We start from the raw sequence: 15,052 nt of genomic DNA on the forward strand, positions 1-15,052 counted from the left end.
CCCTCCGCTAGTCCCACGCATCGGCGCCATGCGCCAGGTTCGGGGGACACCATGTACGAAGCAGGCACCGTCATTTCGCTGGCCGGCGGCCAGTACCGCTTGCGCGAGGCGCTGGCCGGCTCGGCCTATGGCGTCGTGTGGCGCGCCGACAGCCTGCACGCCAACGGCTCCGTGGCCCTCAAGCTGGTCAACCTGGAACAGATGGCGCGCGCGCCCTCGAGCCTGCGCGCGCGCTGGCTGGCCAGCGCCAGCACCGAGATCGCCTTCCTGCGCGGCCTGGCGCCGTGGGACGGCCGTCACATCGTGCGCCTGCTCGACAGCGGCGAGCACGCCGGCATGCCGGCGATGGCGCTCGAGCTGCTCGACGGCGACCTGGCCGGCCACCTGACCCGCGAAATGGCGCTCGGCCGCACGATCGCCCCGGCCCGCGCCCTGGCCTGGATCGGCCAGGTCAACCAGGCGCTGGCCAAGGTCCACGCCAGCGGCTGGCGCTACCTCGACCTCAAGCCCGGCAACCTGTTGCTCGACGCGGCAAGCGATTCGGTCAAGCTGGCCGATTTCGGCACCAACCGCCGCCTCGACGACCTGCGCGCCCACACCTACGCCGGCACCGCCAACTGGCAAGCCCCGGAACAGTTCTTCCCCGACGCCGACGGCTACGCCACCGAGGCGCGCACCGATTATTTCGCCCTCGGCGCCCTGCTCTACTACCTGGTCGGTGGCCGCCTGCTGCGCTACAGCAGCGCCTGCGGCCAGGCCTGGCAGGCGCACGGGCGCGACGCGGCGGCCAGCCTGCTGGCCGAACGCCAGCGACGACCGGCCGTGCTGCAACCGGACGAAGCGGCGCTGTTCGCCAGCCGCCTGGGCCCGGCCGCCGCGCCCGGCCTCGCGCTGCTGCGCGCGCTGGTGGCCGAGCGTCCCGCCGACCGTCCGCGCCACGCGCTGGACATCAGCCGCGCCCTGGCGGACGCCGTCTCCGCCCTGCATGCCGAATCGCTGCGGAGCGCGGCATGAAGTCCGGCACACAGCGCCCGTTCCTCGGCGCCGGCGTGGCCTGGACCCTGCTCGCGCTGCTATGCGCCGTGCAGTTGCTGGCCCTGGTCAAGGCACCGGCCGCCTGGGCCCCATCCGCGATCGCGGTGACCCTCGCGCCGGGCGAATCGGTCATGCTGGGCCGCCAGGAACTGGGCGCGCCGCGCGCCGCCGCGCGCCAGCTGGTGCTGCGGCGCGACCATGACGGCGCCTGGCTGCTGCGCAACGCCGAACCGCGGCAAGCGGTCGTGCTGCGCCGTGGCGATGCGCGCGAGCGCAGCAGCGACCTGCCGCTCGTGGTCGGCCAGCGCATCCAGGCCGGCGCGCTGCGATTGCAGGTGGTCGCGGCGCAAGCCGGACGCGTCACCCTGCACGACGGCGAACAGTCCTGGGACTACGACGGCGCCGCCGTGCGGCGCGACGGCCGGCCGCAGCCCGCCTGTCCCGACACCGGCCTGTCGGCGCGCGCGGTGGCAGCCTGGAACCGCTGGCTGCCGCAAGGCGCGAGCCTGGCCCGCCCATTGAGCCTCGGCGGCCTGCTCTACTGCGGCAACCGCATCGCCGCCGCCGCGATCGAACCGGGCGACGCCGTGCTGCTGCGCCAGGAAGACGGCCGCATCGCGCTGTCGGCGCGCGGCGCCCAGCCGGTGCTGGTGTCCAGCGGCGCCGGCTGGATCGATGCCGCCCAGCGCGAGCTGCCGCTGGCGGACGTGGATGCCTTCGCCGTCGGCCGCACCTTGTTCGCGCTCGAGCACGATGGCGCCACCCTGCGCCTGGCGCCGTCGCGCCAGGTCGCATTATCGGCCGCCCCCTCCAGCCAGTTGCCGGCCGCGGTGACCTGGCGCTGGGAACGGCGCGACCATCTCGCCCTGCCCGCCCCGCCGCCGCTGGCCTGGGCCGCCGCCGGCCTCGTCCTGCTGATGGGCCTTGCGTGCATCGCGCCCTCCCTGCGCCAGCGCAGCATGCGTTCCGATCTCGCACGCCCGCTCGCAGCCAGCCTGCTGGCCTCCGGCGCCATGCTGCTCCTGGTCACCCAGCGCACCGTCGGCGCCCCCGGCGCCGCCATCTCCCTGCTGCTGGCCTGGGCCACGCTCTGGCTCACCCTGCTGTATCCACGCCGCGCCTCGCTGCTGGCCTCCAGCGCCGTGCTGCTGCTCGGCGCCGGCCTGCTGGTGCAGCTCGAGATGGGCCTGGGGGCCGCCGACACCGCCTGGCTGCGCCACTTCCAGAACACCACCGCGCTGCTGGGCCTTGGCCTGCCGGGCGCCCTGCTGCTGCTGTCCTGTTTCGCGCGCGGCGCCGTGTCGCGCCCGGTCACCGAGCGCGTGCTGCTGGCGTTCGCCGCGCTCGCGCTGGGCGGCCTGCTGCTGCAGGTGTGCTTCGGCAGCGAGACCGGCGTGTTCGACATCCAGCCCTTCGAATTCGCCAAGTTCGCCCTGGCCGCGCTGAGCGCGCACTGCCTGGCGCTGGCCGCGGGCGGCGCGCCCCATGGCCGGCGCGACTGGCGCTTCTGGCTGCGCATGGCGGCGCCGGTGCTGCTGTTCATGTTCCTGCTGGCGGCGGCCCTGGTGCGCGTCGACGATTATTCTCCGCTGGTGCTGCTGTTGGTATGGAGCGGCGCCATGCTGCTGGCCTGGTGCGCCAGCCACGGACGGCGCGCCGCGCTGGCCTCGATCCTCGTGGCCGCCAGCCTGCTGGCGGCGGGCGGCGTGACGATGCGCGCCGGCGGCGAGCTGCTCGGCGCCTTCGGCTTCTATCCGGAGCGCTTCCAGGTCTGGAGCGAGCCGACCATCCACCCGCACACCGGCCAGCAGATGCTGCAAGGCAGCCGCGCGATCGTCCAGGGCGGCTGGCTGGGCGCCGACGGGCTGCTCGGCCTGGCGGGGCTGGGCGGCGCGGCCGGCGAGGCGCTGGCCATTCCCGCCATCCAGGACGACTTCGCCCCGTCGTTCCTGCTGCACCGCCACGGCCTGGCGGCGGGCCTGGCCTTGTGGAGCCTGCAGGCGCTGTTCCTGGCGGCGCTGCTGCGCGCCGCCGCCGGCGCCTGGCGTTGCTCGAACGAGGCCAAGGACTTCCGGCGCGCCTGGATCGGCCGCTTCCAGTGCTTCGCCCTGTGCGGCGGCGCGGCCTTCATCGCCGGCCACCTGCTGCTGTCGTGGGGCACCAACCTCGCCATGTTCCCGATCATGGGCCAGCCCATGAGCTTCCTGTCGGCGGGCGGCTCGCACCTGCTGTTTTTCATCTGCCCCCTGCTAGCGTTCGGCATGGCGAGCACCCAATTCAACGAGGAGAGTCAATCATGCCGGTCTATGTCCAACACGAAGTCCTAGGCAAGGTCCAGGATGTGTTCAACGCCGAGGCCCTGTGGCAGGCGCCTGGCCTGGCGCTGTTCTCGCGCCGTCCGCTGCTGCGCGACCTGCTCGAGCGCTCGCCGCGCGAGCAGCGCGGCCGCGCGGCCACCCGCTGCTTCTCGCACGTGACCCTGGTGCTGCCGCAGGACGAGGTCGACGACGACCGCCACCTGACCCGCGGCGCGCGCGTGCGCGACCTGGCGCAATCGCTGGCCGCCCTGCACCAGAAGGATTTCGGCGACCTGCTCGGCGGCGACGAAGTGCGCTACCACGTGCTGGGCAGCGACGACCTCGATCCCGGCGAGGTGCAGGTCAAGTTCGGCCACGCGGTCTACCTGCCGGCGCCGGGAGAACAGGTCCAGTACACCGTGACCGCCTCGCGCGACAGCGCGATCTGGCAGCCGGTGTGCGCCATCTATCCGAACCAGCGCCTGACCCTGGTCGGCCTGGACGCCGCCAACGCCACCTTCGCTGTGCCCGGCTGGCCATTCGGTCTTGACGCCGGCCTGCTGCTGGTGAACGACGGCCCGGGCGCCCCGCTCGAACTGCAGGTGCGTCCGAAGGACAGTTTCGAATGCCACTTCGACGCCGCCAACGGCTACTACGTCCTGCGCGGCAAGGGCGCCAGCGCCCAGCGCCTGCTGTTGAAGATCAGCCGCGCCGGCGCGGGCGCCGCCGCCCGTGCGCAGCCTGCGCCGGCCGCCAGCGCCGCGCCCGTCATGCCGAGCGCGCCGCCGCAGCGCAGCCCCGCGGTGTGGAAGTCGCGCAGCGCCACGCCGCCGCCGGCGGACCTGACCGCGATGCCGCTGGCCGCATCGAGCCCGGCGACCAGGCCGGCGCCGCCGACCGAGCTCGACGCCACCTACGCGCCGGTGGCGCGCCACCGCATCACGCTGGCCGCGCTGGCCCTGCCGCGCCTGAGCCGCTACCGCGAGACCGGCGCCCAGGCGCTCGAGGTCGGCCTTAACGCCCGGTTGCTGCCCAGCGCGCCGGGCAAGGACAGCGTCATCCGCTTCGCGGTCGACGACGCCGACGAGCTGCACGCGATCACCCCGGCTGGCCGCCAGCGCATCGCCGTGCCGTCGCAATTCGCGCCTCTCGACAACGCCAGCATCCGCCTGCTGGCGGTCGAGCAGCAACTGGCCGAGCGCTACAGCGCGCTGCTGGCGCTGCCGGACGGTCCGTCGCAGCCGGCGGCGTCGGGCACGCGCCTGACCTTCGGGCGCGGCATGCCGTCGCTGGGCGCGCTGCGCGTGCTCGACACGCCCCAATTCGTGCGCCAGGGCGACGGCGCCCCGGCCGCCAGCGCCGACCGCCTCGGCCTGTCGCGCAACGCCTTCAGCTGGGAAGCTTCCAGCGACGGCCTGCGCATCGCGCGCCTGTCGCCCACCCAGGCGCTGTACCACCTGGACGAGCAGCTGGCGCTGGTGGCCCAGATCGAGACGGCGACCCAGGAGCAGCCTTATCTGATCCCGCCCGGCCATCACCTGGTGGCCGGACACTACGTGCTGCGCTTCGACGCCTGAGGACCGCGATGGTCATCCTGACTCAGGCGGCCGCCTACGCGCTGGCGTTGGCGCTGACCCTGTGCCTGTGCGCCTGGCTGACCCCGCGCGCCTGGTGGCGGCGGCCGAACGCGCGCGCGCTCGGCGTGCTGGGCGTCGGCACCGCGGCCGGCGGGACGCTGTTGCTGGCCATGTTCGGGACGCCCGCACTGGCCCCGCAGCCCGTGCAGTCGGCGCAGGCGCGGGAGGCGGCAGGGATCGACGTGCCGGTCGCCGGCGCGCGCTACCGCGTGCACGACGCGCTCAACCTGCGCGTGGCGGGCGGGATCGGCGCCGAACGGCTGCTGGTGGTGCCGGCGGGCGCGCGGGTGGAAGCGACCGGCCGCCGCGAGGGCGACTGGTGGCAGGTGCGGGCGACGGTCGACGGCGAGGCGGTCGAGGGCTGGGCCAGCAGCCTGTGGCTGCGGCGAGCCGACGAGGGCCGTGTCACCGGTTCTTGATCAGTCGCGCGCGGTGCGCCAGACCTGCTGCTTGGGCGGCTCTTCGTCGCTGGGGCAGTTGGTGAAGCGTTGGCGGCCGTGCATCTCGATCATCTCCACATTGGTGGTCGGCGCCCGGTTGGTGATGCAATAGGTGCGCCTGCCGGTGATCACCCGGGTGCGGCGCGCGCCGTCGCCGGTGTTGTTCACCAGTTCCTCGACCTTGGGCGCTTCCCACAGCCGCGGCGGCGCCATCGCGCGCGCGTGTTCCATGCCTTCGCGCATGCGGATCTGCGGGCTATCCGGCGGCAGGACGATCAGGGGCTTGTTTTCCTTGCGCAGGGCGCGGTCGATCTCGCCGACGCTGCGCCGCGCATTGGCCAGGATCTCCGCGGCGCCTGGCGGCGCGGCGGGCTGCTCGTCCGCCGCCGTCGGCGCCGGCGCTGCCGATGGCGCCTCCTCCACCGGCGCCGCCGGCGACACCGGGGCGGGAATGCTCCGACCTGGCCGCGACGGAGCGGCTGCGGGCGCAGGCAGCACTTCCTTCACCGGTTCTGGCGCAGCCGGCTCGGCGCGCGGCGGCAGCGTGGGCAGCGTGGGCAGCGTGGGCAGCGTGGGCAGCGTGGGTAGCATCAGCCACTGCATCGCCTCGTCACTCCCCTCCTGCGCCGTCAAAGGCAACTTGCCGGCCATCTGCCAGGCCAGGATCAGGACCAGGTGGACCGCCAGGGTGACGCCGATGCCGGCGAGGCGATCATTGCGCGTGCCGGTCGTCGGCGCGTACGCTGGAAAGATACTGGACATAGGCCAGCAGTATAGCGAGCCAGCCGGGACGCATGCTCACCAATTCTATCCAGCGCCGGCGATCGCCCCGACCGCCGCCATGTGCATCGGCACCGACATCACCTCGAGCAGCAGCTCGCGCAGGCCGTCCCAGACGATCTGCACGCCAAGGCACAGCAGGATGAACGCGGTCAGGCGCAGGAACACCGCGGTGCCGGCTTCGCCGATCAGCCGCAGCAGGTGTTCGCCATAGCGGAACGCGAGATACAGCAGCACGCCGATGACCGCCAGCGCCATCAAGGCGCCGCCCATGCGCGCCAGCGAGAACACGATCTGCGCGTCGTGCAGCGCGACGCCCACCGTGATCGCCACCGCGATCGATGCCGGGCCGCAGCTGATCGGAAACGTCAACGGATAGAAGGCCTGGCGGTAGGCATGGTCTTGCGTATAGGCCTCGGCCAGCGCGGTCCGGCTGTCCAGCGTGGAAGGCGTGGCTCCCAGCAGGCGCCAGGCCACCGAGGCGAGGATCAGGCCACCGCCGACGCGCACGATGGGCAACGAGATGCCGAAGAAGTCGAGCACATACGAGCCGACCAACATCGATCCCGTCATCAGCCAGAACATATTGCGCGCGATGCGGCGCGCCAGCAGCGCGCGGGTGGCGGGCGACGCGCCTTCGGTCATGCTCAGGAAGATCGGTGCGGTGGCGGCCGGATTCAGGATCGGCAGCATCGTCACCAGGACGAACAGAAAACTCCTGGCCGCGGCCAGTATCAACTCGATGGTCATGAAATAGCGTATTGAAGCCCGGCCGGCGGTCGACGATTGCCGCTGGCGGGCCGGGCCACAGGCCCGGACCGCCACTGTACATCATGCCCTGGCGTCGCGGGCACACCGCTGACCAGCGCTCAACCGTGGCCGTCGTCCGCCCACCCCAGCCGCATCGGATTGAAATACAAACCCTTGACGCACTGGGTCGGCGCCACCCGCACGAAGCCGAACGCCTCGTATGCCGGCACCGCATGATTCGACGAGTTGACGGTGAAGTTGCCGTCGCCGCCACGCGCGATGGCCGCCGCCCGCGCCACGTTCCACAGCTTGCGCGCCAGGCCCCGTCCCTGCCAGCGCTTGCCGACGAACAGGTGGAACAAATGGCTGTTGTCGCGGATCGCGATGAAGCCGGCGAGCTGCCCATCGTCCAGCGCCACGTGGTAGACATGCCCCAGCGCCAGGAATTTACGCACGCCCATCTGGTCGTTCTCGGCCAGGAAGGTGGCGGCGCCCTCGCGCGTCGATTCGTGCACGATGAATTCCAGCGCCAGCTCGCGCAGCTGGGCGGCGATGGCGGGAACGAGCAGCGGAATATCGGTGTCGACCAGCGGCCTGATGTCCATGGCATGTATTGACAGTGTTGCGTGGAGCGTAAACATACCACAGCGTTGATTTTCCATAATGCAATTTCATTGACGAGCGAGCCGGCTCCGTCCTACCATGGTTCGACCATGCCGAAAGCCAGCTTCTTCGCCTTATTTTCCCCTGCCGCCGGCACGGTTCCCAGACGCCGCAAGGTGCCCCTGACGCAGCCGCTGCGCCACGCCCGCTACCGCCGCATCTGGCTCGCCAACCTGGTGTCGAACCTCGGCACCTGGGTCCAGACCTTCGCCGCGGCCTGGCTGGTGGCCTCGCTGTCGCAGTCGGCCTCGATCACTTCGCTGGTGCAGACCGCCACCTATGTGCCGGTGTTCCTGTTCGCCCTGCTTGCCGGGGTGCTGGCCGACGCCGTGCACCGGCCCAAGTTCCTGTTTTTCTGCAACCTGTTCAATGCCTTGTGCGCCGGCGCGATGGCCGTGCTGGTCTGGAGCGGCAAGGTATCCAGCGGACCCGTGCTCGCGATCACCTTTTGCCTCGGCATCGGCACCGCCTTCATCTGGCCGGCCTGGCAGGCGGCGCTGTCCGGCCTGGTCGAGCCCGACGAGGTCGAAGCCGCCGCCACGCTCAACAACCTGTCGTACAACCTGTCCGCCATCCTCGGCCCGGCGCTGGGCGGCCTGCTGTTCGGCTGGATCGGGCCGGGCGCCCTGTTCCTGGCCAACGCGGTGTCCTTCATCGGCCTGCTGGCGGTCTATTGGCACTGGTGGCGCGAGGGCGAACCGCAGCCGCGCGCGCGCGAAGGCTTCGGCGCGCGCCTGCGCCTGGGCTTTGCCACCGCCTTCGGCTGCCCGCGCTATCGCCGCATCCTGCGCAATGTGTGTTCGGTATTCTTCGCCACCATCGCCTTCGCCAGCCTGCTGCCGGTGTTCGTGCGCGACGTGCTGCACATGCGCGCCGGCGTGTACGGCACCCTGATGGGCTGCCTGGGCGGCGGCGCGGTGGCCGCGGCCTTCTTCCTGCCGCAGGTGCGGGCCCGGGTCGACCGCACCGGGCTGCTGGCCGGCGCGCTGCTGGTCTACGGCGCCATGCTGCTGGCCATGCCGCATACCCGCTCGCTGGCCCTGCTGGCGCCCCTGATCGTGTGCGGCGGCATGGCGTGGTCCGCCACTGTCTCGACCCTGAACGCGGCGGCCCAGCTGTCCTTCCCGCCCGAGGTGCGCGCGCGCACCCTGTCGATCTACCTGTTCGTGATGTCCGGCGGCTATGCGGCCGGCAGCGTGGTGTGGGGACTGGTCGCCGACGCCTGGGGCGTGCGCGCCGCGTTCGCCGCCGCCGGCGCCTGCGTGGTCATCAACGCCCTGGTCTTGCTGACGGGCGGCAGGAAACATCCGATCTGATCGTGGCTTTCATCCGTCCCGCGAGCGTGTAAAGTGGCGGTATTATCCTGATCATTCTGCCAATGCCAGTCACGCTCGCCGATTTCCGTTTCGCTCCCTGCTTCGACGTCGCGGTCGCGAGCCGTGTCGGTTGCGGCCCGTCCACCCGCGCCGAGAACCAGGACAATTTCGTCGTCATCGATTTCGACGGCCGCGCCTGCCGCCTGCAGGACCAGCAGCCCTGTTGCCTCACCGTGGACGGCTGGCCGGCCGGGCACGGCCGGCTGGCGGTGCTGGACGGCATGGGCGGGCACGGCCATGGCCGCGAGGCGGCCGAGGCGCTGGCGGCGGCCTTGCTGGCGATGCCGGCCTGCGCCACGCCGGCAGAACTGAGCGAGCGCCTGGACGCCATCCACGCCAGCCTGCAGGCGCGCTTCGCCCAGGACGCCAGCGGCGCCGGACGGCCCGGCACCACGCTGACCCTGCTCGAACTGCGGGCCAATGGCGCGCCGCTGCTGTACCACGTGGGCGACTCGCGCCTGTACGAACTCGACGCGGCGCACGCCACGCCCCTCACCGTCGACCACGTGCCGGCCACCGTGGCCGCCCTTGCCGGGCGCCTCGACGAAGCCGACTGGTGGCGCCAGGTGCACGGGCGCCATGCGCCGCAGATCGCCCAGGCGGTCATCCTCGGCAATGCCTTCGCCGACCCGACCCGCCTGTCCGATCCGCTGTTCGCCCTGACCCAGGACATTTTGCCTTGCTGGCTCGCCCACCTGGCCGACCGCCGCGCGCTGCCCCTGCGGCCCGGCGCGGCTTACCTGCTGGCCACCGATGGGTTCTGGTCGTGCGCCCAGCCGGACGGTTTCGTGGCCGGCTGGGCCAAGCTGATGCAGGGCGACGCGGATGCGGTCACCCTGGTCGAGCGCCTGTTCGCCATGTTGGAAAACGATCCACCTGCCGGCCTGCAGCCCGACAATCTGACCGCCCTGGTCGTGCGACCGCTGGCCCGCCATGCGGACGAAACCGTATTGCCGGTGGAAGCCCCCACCAACGCCACCAACTGATCTCATGCTTTAAGAAAATAATGTTGTTAATCAACGAACTTGGTGCGCCGTACGGTTCAAAAACAGCGTAAGCTTGCAATATTGATTTCGACCATTATTTAACTTGTCGCCCTGACATGAACCGCTGCCGCAATCCCGAGCATCCGCACTGCACCGTCTGGGTCCTGCCCGGCGACGCCATGTGCGCGCACGGGCATGCGCAGCCCGAGGTCGACCCGCAGCCAGCGCCACTGGCCGCTGCGCCAGCAATCGGCCTGCCGTCGAGTTTCGACGCCATCACCGCCCTGCGCAGCCGGCGCCCGACCGACATCGGGCCGCCGCCAACGCCGCCCCGGGCCAATCTGCAACGCCCGCAGCTGCACATCAGCGGTTTCGACCCGCGCGCCGCCGGCGGGCGCCAGGCGATCCGCCTCGAGCTGCGCGGCATGCCGATGGATTGCGCGCCCGAAGTGCGCATGCTGGTGCGCTCGGCCCTGCGCCTGCACGGCGGCGAAAGCTATGCCTTCCAGCGCACCTCGCGCGGCGACTGGCGCCCGTTGTTCCTCGAGTTTTCCTCGCGCGGCCTGGAACACGGCCAGTACCGCATCGAAATCGAGCTGCACAGCCATCATCGCCAGGCGCCGGAGTCGAACCGCACCTGGACCTGCTCGCCCGTCATCCTCGTGCCGCGCCAGGACGCGAGCCTGGGCGAGATCCACCAGACCTTCCTCGCCACCCACAAGAACGTGCGCGTGACGGCCGACGACGCCGGCATCGCCCGCGTGCATGCGCCGGGCGGCGGACGCATCGACATCGACGTCAGCGCGCGTAACGCCTCGATCGCCCAGCTCGACTTGGACGGCGGCAGCGGCAAGATCGACCTCGGCATGTCGACCATCGCCTGGGACGAAGACCTGATCGAGATCGACATGCCGGTCGAGGCGGCGCTGCATCCCTGCCCCGGCGCCAAGGCCTGCCTGGTGCACGCCGAGGCCGACTCGGCCACCCAGCGCCACGTGCGCCTGTTCGCGCTCGACGAGTGCGTACTGGGCCGCTTCGAGAGCATCGCGCCCGAGGCCGACCTGCTGCTGGCCCACCACGGCGACACCGGCGCCGACCCTGGCGGCCTGACGCGCCGCCTGTCGGGACGGCACGCCGTCATCCGCCGCAGCCGCAATGGTTTCGAGATCGAGGACGTGTCGCGCTACGGCCTGCTGCTGGACGGCGTCTGGCCCGGCAAGCACATGCCGGTGCAGCTGCGGCTCGGCATGCGGATCGAACTGACGGCCAGCATCAAGGGCATCGTCACGCTCGAGGTGACGGCCTTGATGGCGCATGCGGTGGTGCTGCACCGGCTGGACGCCGGCGCACGCGCCGAGTGCTTTTACCTGATGGCGCCGGACTGCCTGCCTTCTCCAAGCAGGCACCAGCAGGGGTCCAGCATGCCGCGCGCCGTCGCGCTGCCGCTGCTGTTCCACCGCGACGGCGGCTTCTGGCAGCGCGACCGCGACAGCGGACGCGAGACCCCGCTGGCGCCGCAGGCCCAGCTGGGCCGCCTGCAGCAGGCCGGCCTGGGCATCGCGGCGCGCTTCGTGGCGCAGGCTTATCCCGAGGCGCACGGCGGCCACCGTGGCGGCGGCGAACGCCACCATCACGCGCTCACCGTCGCACTCGACGCCTGACGCCGCCTTTCGGGCGAACGCTCAGCCGTGCGGCGGGATCAGGATCAGGAAGACCAGCGCGGCGCCGGCCAATAGTGCGGCCTGCAGGGCGAACACGATCGCCGGCGCCCGCAGATGTTCAGGAATCTTCATTGCTCACCTCCCGTATGCAATAAGCCCACGTTGGTGACCCCAGCTTACGCCTGCCCGCACCGCGTGCGCGCCCGATTGAGCCAAATGAGCCGCGCGGCAAGTCAGTCGTGGCGCCAGGCCGCCGGCAAGGGCGGCAGCGGAATGCGTTCCGTTTCTCCGGGCACCGCCACGAAGCGGTCCGCTTCCCAGTCGTGCGCCGCCTGCTCGATGCGCTCGCGGCTGGACGAGACGAAATTCCAGAAGATGAAGCGCTTGCCGTCCAGCGGCGCGCCGCCGATCACGACGAAGCGCGCGCCCTCGCGCGAACTCACCCGCACCGCCGCGCCCGGTTCGAGCATGGCCATCGTGTTGGCGGCGACCGCTTCGCCGTCGATCTCGATGGCGCCGATCGGCGCGTACAGCGCGGCCTCATCCGGCAGGCGGTCGAGCTCGATGGCGGCGCCGGCGTCGAGGTGCACGTCGAGATACAGCGTGTCGGCGAAGGTCGGCACCGGCGAGGTCCGGCCCAGCGCCGTGCCGACCAGCACCCGCACCCTGGCGCCGTCGAGCTGCACCTCGGGGATCCGGTCGGCCGGCGTGTGGCTGAACGCGGCCGGCGCTTCCTCGTGCTCGCGCGGCAGCGCGGCCCAGAGTTGCAGCCCATGCGTGCGGCGCTTGCGCCCGAGCAGGTCTTCGGGCGTGCGCTCGGAATGCACGATGCCGCTGCCGGCCGTCATCCAGTTGATCGCGCCCGGCTCGATGCGCTGCTCGGTGCCCAGGCTGTCGCGGTGCATGATCGCGCCCTCGAACAGATAGGTCACGGTAGCCAGGCCGATGTGCGGATGCGGGCGCACGTCATGACGCGCGCCGGGTTCGGCCTCGACCGGCCCCATGTGGTCGAAGAACAGGAAGGGGCCGACCGACTGCCTGGCCGCGGCCGGCAGGATGCGGCGCACGGTGAAGCCGCCGCCCAGGTCCTTGTCGTGCGATTTGAAGAGGTGTGCGATGGTCATGGCGGACTCCTGGGCGAGAAGGCAATGCCCGACTGTACACCGGAGCTACAATTCGCGCACCACCCGAAAGCCGACGATATCGTTCGACAGCACGGCCGAGAAGCCGTTGCGCAGCGCCGAGCGCAGGTAGCGCGGGTTGTACAGCCAGGAGCCGCCGCGCAGGATGCGGCGCACCTGGTCGCCGCCCAGTTCCCAGGCGCTGCCGTCGCTCGGGGCGCCCTCGTAGTTGTCGTGCACCACGTCCTGCATCCATTCCCAGACGTTGCCGTGCATATCGTGGAGGCCCCAGGCATTCGGCGCGAACAGGTCCACCGGCGTGGTGCCGTGCCGGAACTCGCCGCGCGGGCCGCCGTTATAGGTGAAGCTGCCGTCGAAGTTGGCTTGCAGGGTCGAGATCGTGTCGCCGACGTTGAACGCGGTCTTGCTGCCGGCGCGGCAGGCGTATTCCCATTCGGCTTCGCTCGGCAGGCGGTAGCGCTTGCCCGTCGCCTCGCCCAGCCAGGCCACGTACTGCAGCGCGTCGAACCAGGTCACGCCGACCACCGGATGCATATCGGTCTGCGGGAAACCCGGGGATTCCCAATTCACCTCGCCATGCTGTTCCCAGCCGCTGGCCTGCACGAAGGCGCGCCACTCGCCGACCGTGACCGGATAGCGGCCCATGGCGAACGGGCGCGCGATGCCGACCCAATGCTGCGGGGTCTCGCGCGCGATCCAGTTCTTTTGCGAGCCGGCCGCCATCGCGATGCGGCGTTCGTGTTCCGGCGAGCCCATCTCGAAGCGGCCGGTCTCGATCAGGACCATGGCCGGGCCGGCGCCGCTGCCGTCGACGAACGGGTCGCGCAGGATGCCGCCGGGGTCCAGCGCCGGCACGGGCCCCGGCGCCGGCGCAGCCGGCGCGGGCTGCACGGACGCATCCTGCTCGGCGGCGCGCGCCTTCTTCTGCTGCGCGATATAGGCCGCCGCGGCCTTGGCCTGGGCCAGCTTGCGCGCGGCTTCCTCCTTGGCCGCCTGCGCCTTCGCCACTTCTTCGTCGCGCTTGGCCAGCAGTTGCTGGCGCAGTGTTTCCTTGCGCGCCAGCCGCGCCTCTTCGGCCGCCGCCCGTTCGCGCCGCTGCTGTTCGCGCAGCTGGATGCGGCGCTGCTCGTCCAGCTGGGCCTGGGCCGCGGCGGCGGCTTGCGCCTCGACCTTGCGGCGCGCCGCCAGTTCGCGCGCTTGCCGCTCTTCTTCGACGCGGCGCGCCGCCTCCTGCGCGGCAAGTTCCTCGGCCGAGGGGCCGGCCGCGGCGCGGATCGCGTCCAGCAGCGCGTGCACCGTGGCCGGACGCCGCGCCGGATCGGCGGCGAAGCCGGCGCGCAGCACGTCCCACTGGCGCGCGCCGAGCGTTTCGGGCACCTGTCCGCCCGGCGCGCCGGGCAACACGCCGGTCAGGAGCTGGTGGATCATCACCGCCACCGCATACACGTCGAGCGTCGGCTCCGGCACGCGCCCCTCGAGCGCCGCCTCGGGCGCGCGGTAGCCGGCCGTGCCGGACGTCGCCGGCGCGTCGAGCGGCGACATGGCGCCGCTGGCGCGGGCGCGCGCGGCGATGCCGAAGTCGAGCAGCTTGACTTCGCCCTTGCGCGTGACGAACACATTGCCCGGCTTGATGTCGCGGTGGACCAGCCGGTGCTTGCCCCAGGCGTAGTCGAGGGCGTCGGCCACCGGGTCGAGCAGCGCCAGCACGCGGGCCAAAGGCAGGCGCGACTCCCGCGCCAGCACGGCGTCCAGGTCTTCGCCTTCCAGGTACTCCATGATGATGAAGTAACTGGACGTGGCCGGATCCTGGGCCCATTCGTAGACACGCACGATGTGCTCGTGCGCCAGGCGGCGCGCGCGCGTGGCCTCCTGGATCAGGAGTTTCGCATGGCTCGCGGCCTGGGTCAGGTGCGGCGGCAGGATCTTGAGCGCGACCTGGGCGCTGTGACCCAGTTCGGCGTGGGTGGCGAGGTCGGTCGCCTGCCACACCTGGCCCATGCCGCCGTGGGCGATCAGGCGCTCGAGCCGGTAGCGGCGGGTCTGCGGGCCGATTTCCTGGCCCGCCATCAGGCCGATCTCGGTGCCCGGACGCGTCGTGAAAGCATCGGGCGCGGGACCAATTTGCGTGCCGGACGCCTGAGGTTCGGCGCCGGCGCGCTCGGCCGGCGTATAGGCCGCGTCCAGGATCGCATTCTTGCGCTGGTCGAACTCCTGACGGCTCAACAGGCCGTCTTCGTGCAGCGCGCGTAGTTCGCGGATCTTGTCGATGGCAGTCTGCATTGCTA

At 71.5% G+C, this 15,052-nt stretch carries 12 protein-coding genes; 7 read left to right on the forward strand and 5 right to left on the reverse strand.

Going from position 1 to position 15,052, the window contains the following annotated elements:
• Positions 1 to 51: 51 nt before the first annotated feature.
• From LO55_RS22125 to LO55_RS22140, 4 genes are read left to right on the forward strand one after another with little or no spacing between them, the layout of a single operon-like run.
• A complete protein-coding gene (locus tag LO55_RS22125) occupies positions 52 to 1,014 on the forward strand; it encodes a protein kinase domain-containing protein (protein ID WP_071363132.1) in 963 nt (320 codons plus the stop codon).
• Positions 1,011 to 3,362: an FtsW/RodA/SpoVE family cell cycle protein gene (locus LO55_RS22130; protein ID WP_071363133.1), complete on the forward strand. Its 2,352-nt coding sequence runs from the start codon at positions 1,011 to 1,013 to the stop codon at positions 3,360 to 3,362. The genes LO55_RS22125 and LO55_RS22130 overlap by 4 nt, the downstream gene beginning before the upstream one ends.
• Positions 3,332 to 4,909: a hypothetical protein gene (locus tag LO55_RS22135; protein WP_071363134.1), complete on the forward strand. Its 1,578-nt coding sequence runs from the start codon at positions 3,332 to 3,334 to the stop codon at positions 4,907 to 4,909. Before LO55_RS22130 ends, LO55_RS22135 begins: the two co-directional genes overlap by 31 nt.
• Before the next feature lie 8 nt (positions 4,910 to 4,917).
• A complete protein-coding gene (locus LO55_RS22140; RefSeq protein ID WP_071363135.1) occupies positions 4,918 to 5,388 on the forward strand; it encodes an SH3 domain-containing protein in 471 nt (156 codons plus the stop codon).
• Here LO55_RS22140 and LO55_RS22145 read toward each other — a convergent pair whose 3' ends face one another.
• The 3 genes from LO55_RS22145 to LO55_RS22155 all read right to left on the reverse strand — a co-directional run bounded on the left by LO55_RS22145 (position 5,389) and on the right by LO55_RS22155 (position 7,544).
• On the reverse strand, positions 5,389 to 6,171 hold the full coding sequence (locus tag LO55_RS22145; protein WP_071363136.1) for a hypothetical protein: 783 nt from the start codon (positions 6,169 to 6,171) through the stop codon (positions 5,389 to 5,391).
• 45 nt (positions 6,172 to 6,216) lie between these two features.
• Positions 6,217 to 6,939: a MarC family protein gene (locus LO55_RS22150; RefSeq protein WP_071363137.1), complete on the reverse strand. Its 723-nt coding sequence runs from the start codon at positions 6,937 to 6,939 to the stop codon at positions 6,217 to 6,219.
• A gap of 119 nt (positions 6,940 to 7,058) precedes the next feature.
• The gene (locus LO55_RS22155; protein WP_071363138.1) at positions 7,059 to 7,544 is read right to left on the reverse strand and encodes a GNAT family N-acetyltransferase; all 486 of its coding nucleotides are present in this window, start codon (positions 7,542 to 7,544) and stop codon (positions 7,059 to 7,061) included.
• A gap of 108 nt (positions 7,545 to 7,652) precedes the next feature.
• Between LO55_RS22155 and LO55_RS22160 the strand changes: the two genes are divergently transcribed.
• The 3 genes from LO55_RS22160 (at position 7,653) to LO55_RS22170 (ending at position 11,625) form a co-directional block, all read left to right on the forward strand.
• Positions 7,653 to 8,918 carry an MFS transporter gene (locus LO55_RS22160; protein ID WP_071363927.1) on the forward strand — a complete coding sequence of 422 codons (1,266 nt, stop codon included), beginning with the start codon at positions 7,653 to 7,655 and terminating at the stop codon, positions 8,916 to 8,918.
• 62 nt (positions 8,919 to 8,980) lie between these two features.
• A complete protein-coding gene (locus tag LO55_RS22165) occupies positions 8,981 to 9,964 on the forward strand; it encodes a PP2C family protein-serine/threonine phosphatase (protein ID WP_071363139.1) in 984 nt (327 codons plus the stop codon).
• Between the two features lie 116 nt (positions 9,965 to 10,080).
• A complete protein-coding gene (locus LO55_RS22170; protein WP_071363140.1) occupies positions 10,081 to 11,625 on the forward strand; it encodes an FHA domain-containing protein in 1,545 nt (514 codons plus the stop codon).
• Positions 11,626 to 11,858: 233 nt separating this feature from the next.
• On the opposite strand, the gene LO55_RS22175 is transcribed toward LO55_RS22170, so the two are convergent.
• The gene (locus LO55_RS22175) at positions 11,859 to 12,749 is read right to left on the reverse strand and encodes a pirin family protein (RefSeq protein ID WP_071363141.1); all 891 of its coding nucleotides are present in this window, start codon (positions 12,747 to 12,749) and stop codon (positions 11,859 to 11,861) included.
• A 45-nt stretch (positions 12,750 to 12,794) separates the two neighbouring features.
• Positions 12,795 to 15,047 (reverse strand): SUMF1/EgtB/PvdO family nonheme iron enzyme, encoded by a 2,253-nt coding sequence (locus LO55_RS22180; RefSeq protein ID WP_071363142.1) that lies wholly within the window; start codon positions 15,045 to 15,047, stop codon positions 12,795 to 12,797.
• Between the last annotated feature and the right edge of the window lie 5 nt (positions 15,048 to 15,052).

The organism is Massilia timonae (genome assembly GCF_001866515.1).
GTDB classification, from domain to species: domain Bacteria; phylum Pseudomonadota; class Gammaproteobacteria; order Burkholderiales; family Burkholderiaceae_D; genus Telluria; species Telluria timonae.

Coding starts and splice junctions, on each gene's coding strand:
- LO55_RS22125 (WP_071363132.1), top strand. CDS start 52: ATGTACGAAGCAGGCACCGTCATTTCGCTGGCCGGCGGCCAGTACCGC.
- LO55_RS22130 (WP_071363133.1), top strand. CDS start 1,011: ATGAAGTCCGGCACACAGCGCCCGTTCCTCGGCGCCGGCGTGGCCTGG.
- LO55_RS22135 (WP_071363134.1), top strand. CDS start 3,332: ATGCCGGTCTATGTCCAACACGAAGTCCTAGGCAAGGTCCAGGATGTG.
- LO55_RS22140 (WP_071363135.1), top strand. CDS start 4,918: ATGGTCATCCTGACTCAGGCGGCCGCCTACGCGCTGGCGTTGGCGCTG.
- LO55_RS22145 (WP_071363136.1), bottom strand. CDS start 6,171: ATGTCCAGTATCTTTCCAGCGTACGCGCCGACGACCGGCACGCGCAAT.
- LO55_RS22150 (WP_071363137.1), bottom strand. CDS start 6,939: ATGACCATCGAGTTGATACTGGCCGCGGCCAGGAGTTTTCTGTTCGTC.
- LO55_RS22155 (WP_071363138.1), bottom strand. CDS start 7,544: ATGGACATCAGGCCGCTGGTCGACACCGATATTCCGCTGCTCGTTCCC.
- LO55_RS22160 (WP_071363927.1), top strand. CDS start 7,653: ATGCCGAAAGCCAGCTTCTTCGCCTTATTTTCCCCTGCCGCCGGCACG.
- LO55_RS22165 (WP_071363139.1), top strand. CDS start 8,981: ATGCCAGTCACGCTCGCCGATTTCCGTTTCGCTCCCTGCTTCGACGTC.
- LO55_RS22170 (WP_071363140.1), top strand. CDS start 10,081: ATGAACCGCTGCCGCAATCCCGAGCATCCGCACTGCACCGTCTGGGTC.
- LO55_RS22175 (WP_071363141.1), bottom strand. CDS start 12,749: ATGACCATCGCACACCTCTTCAAATCGCACGACAAGGACCTGGGCGGC.
- LO55_RS22180 (WP_071363142.1), bottom strand. CDS start 15,047: ATGCAGACTGCCATCGACAAGATCCGCGAACTACGCGCGCTGCACGAA.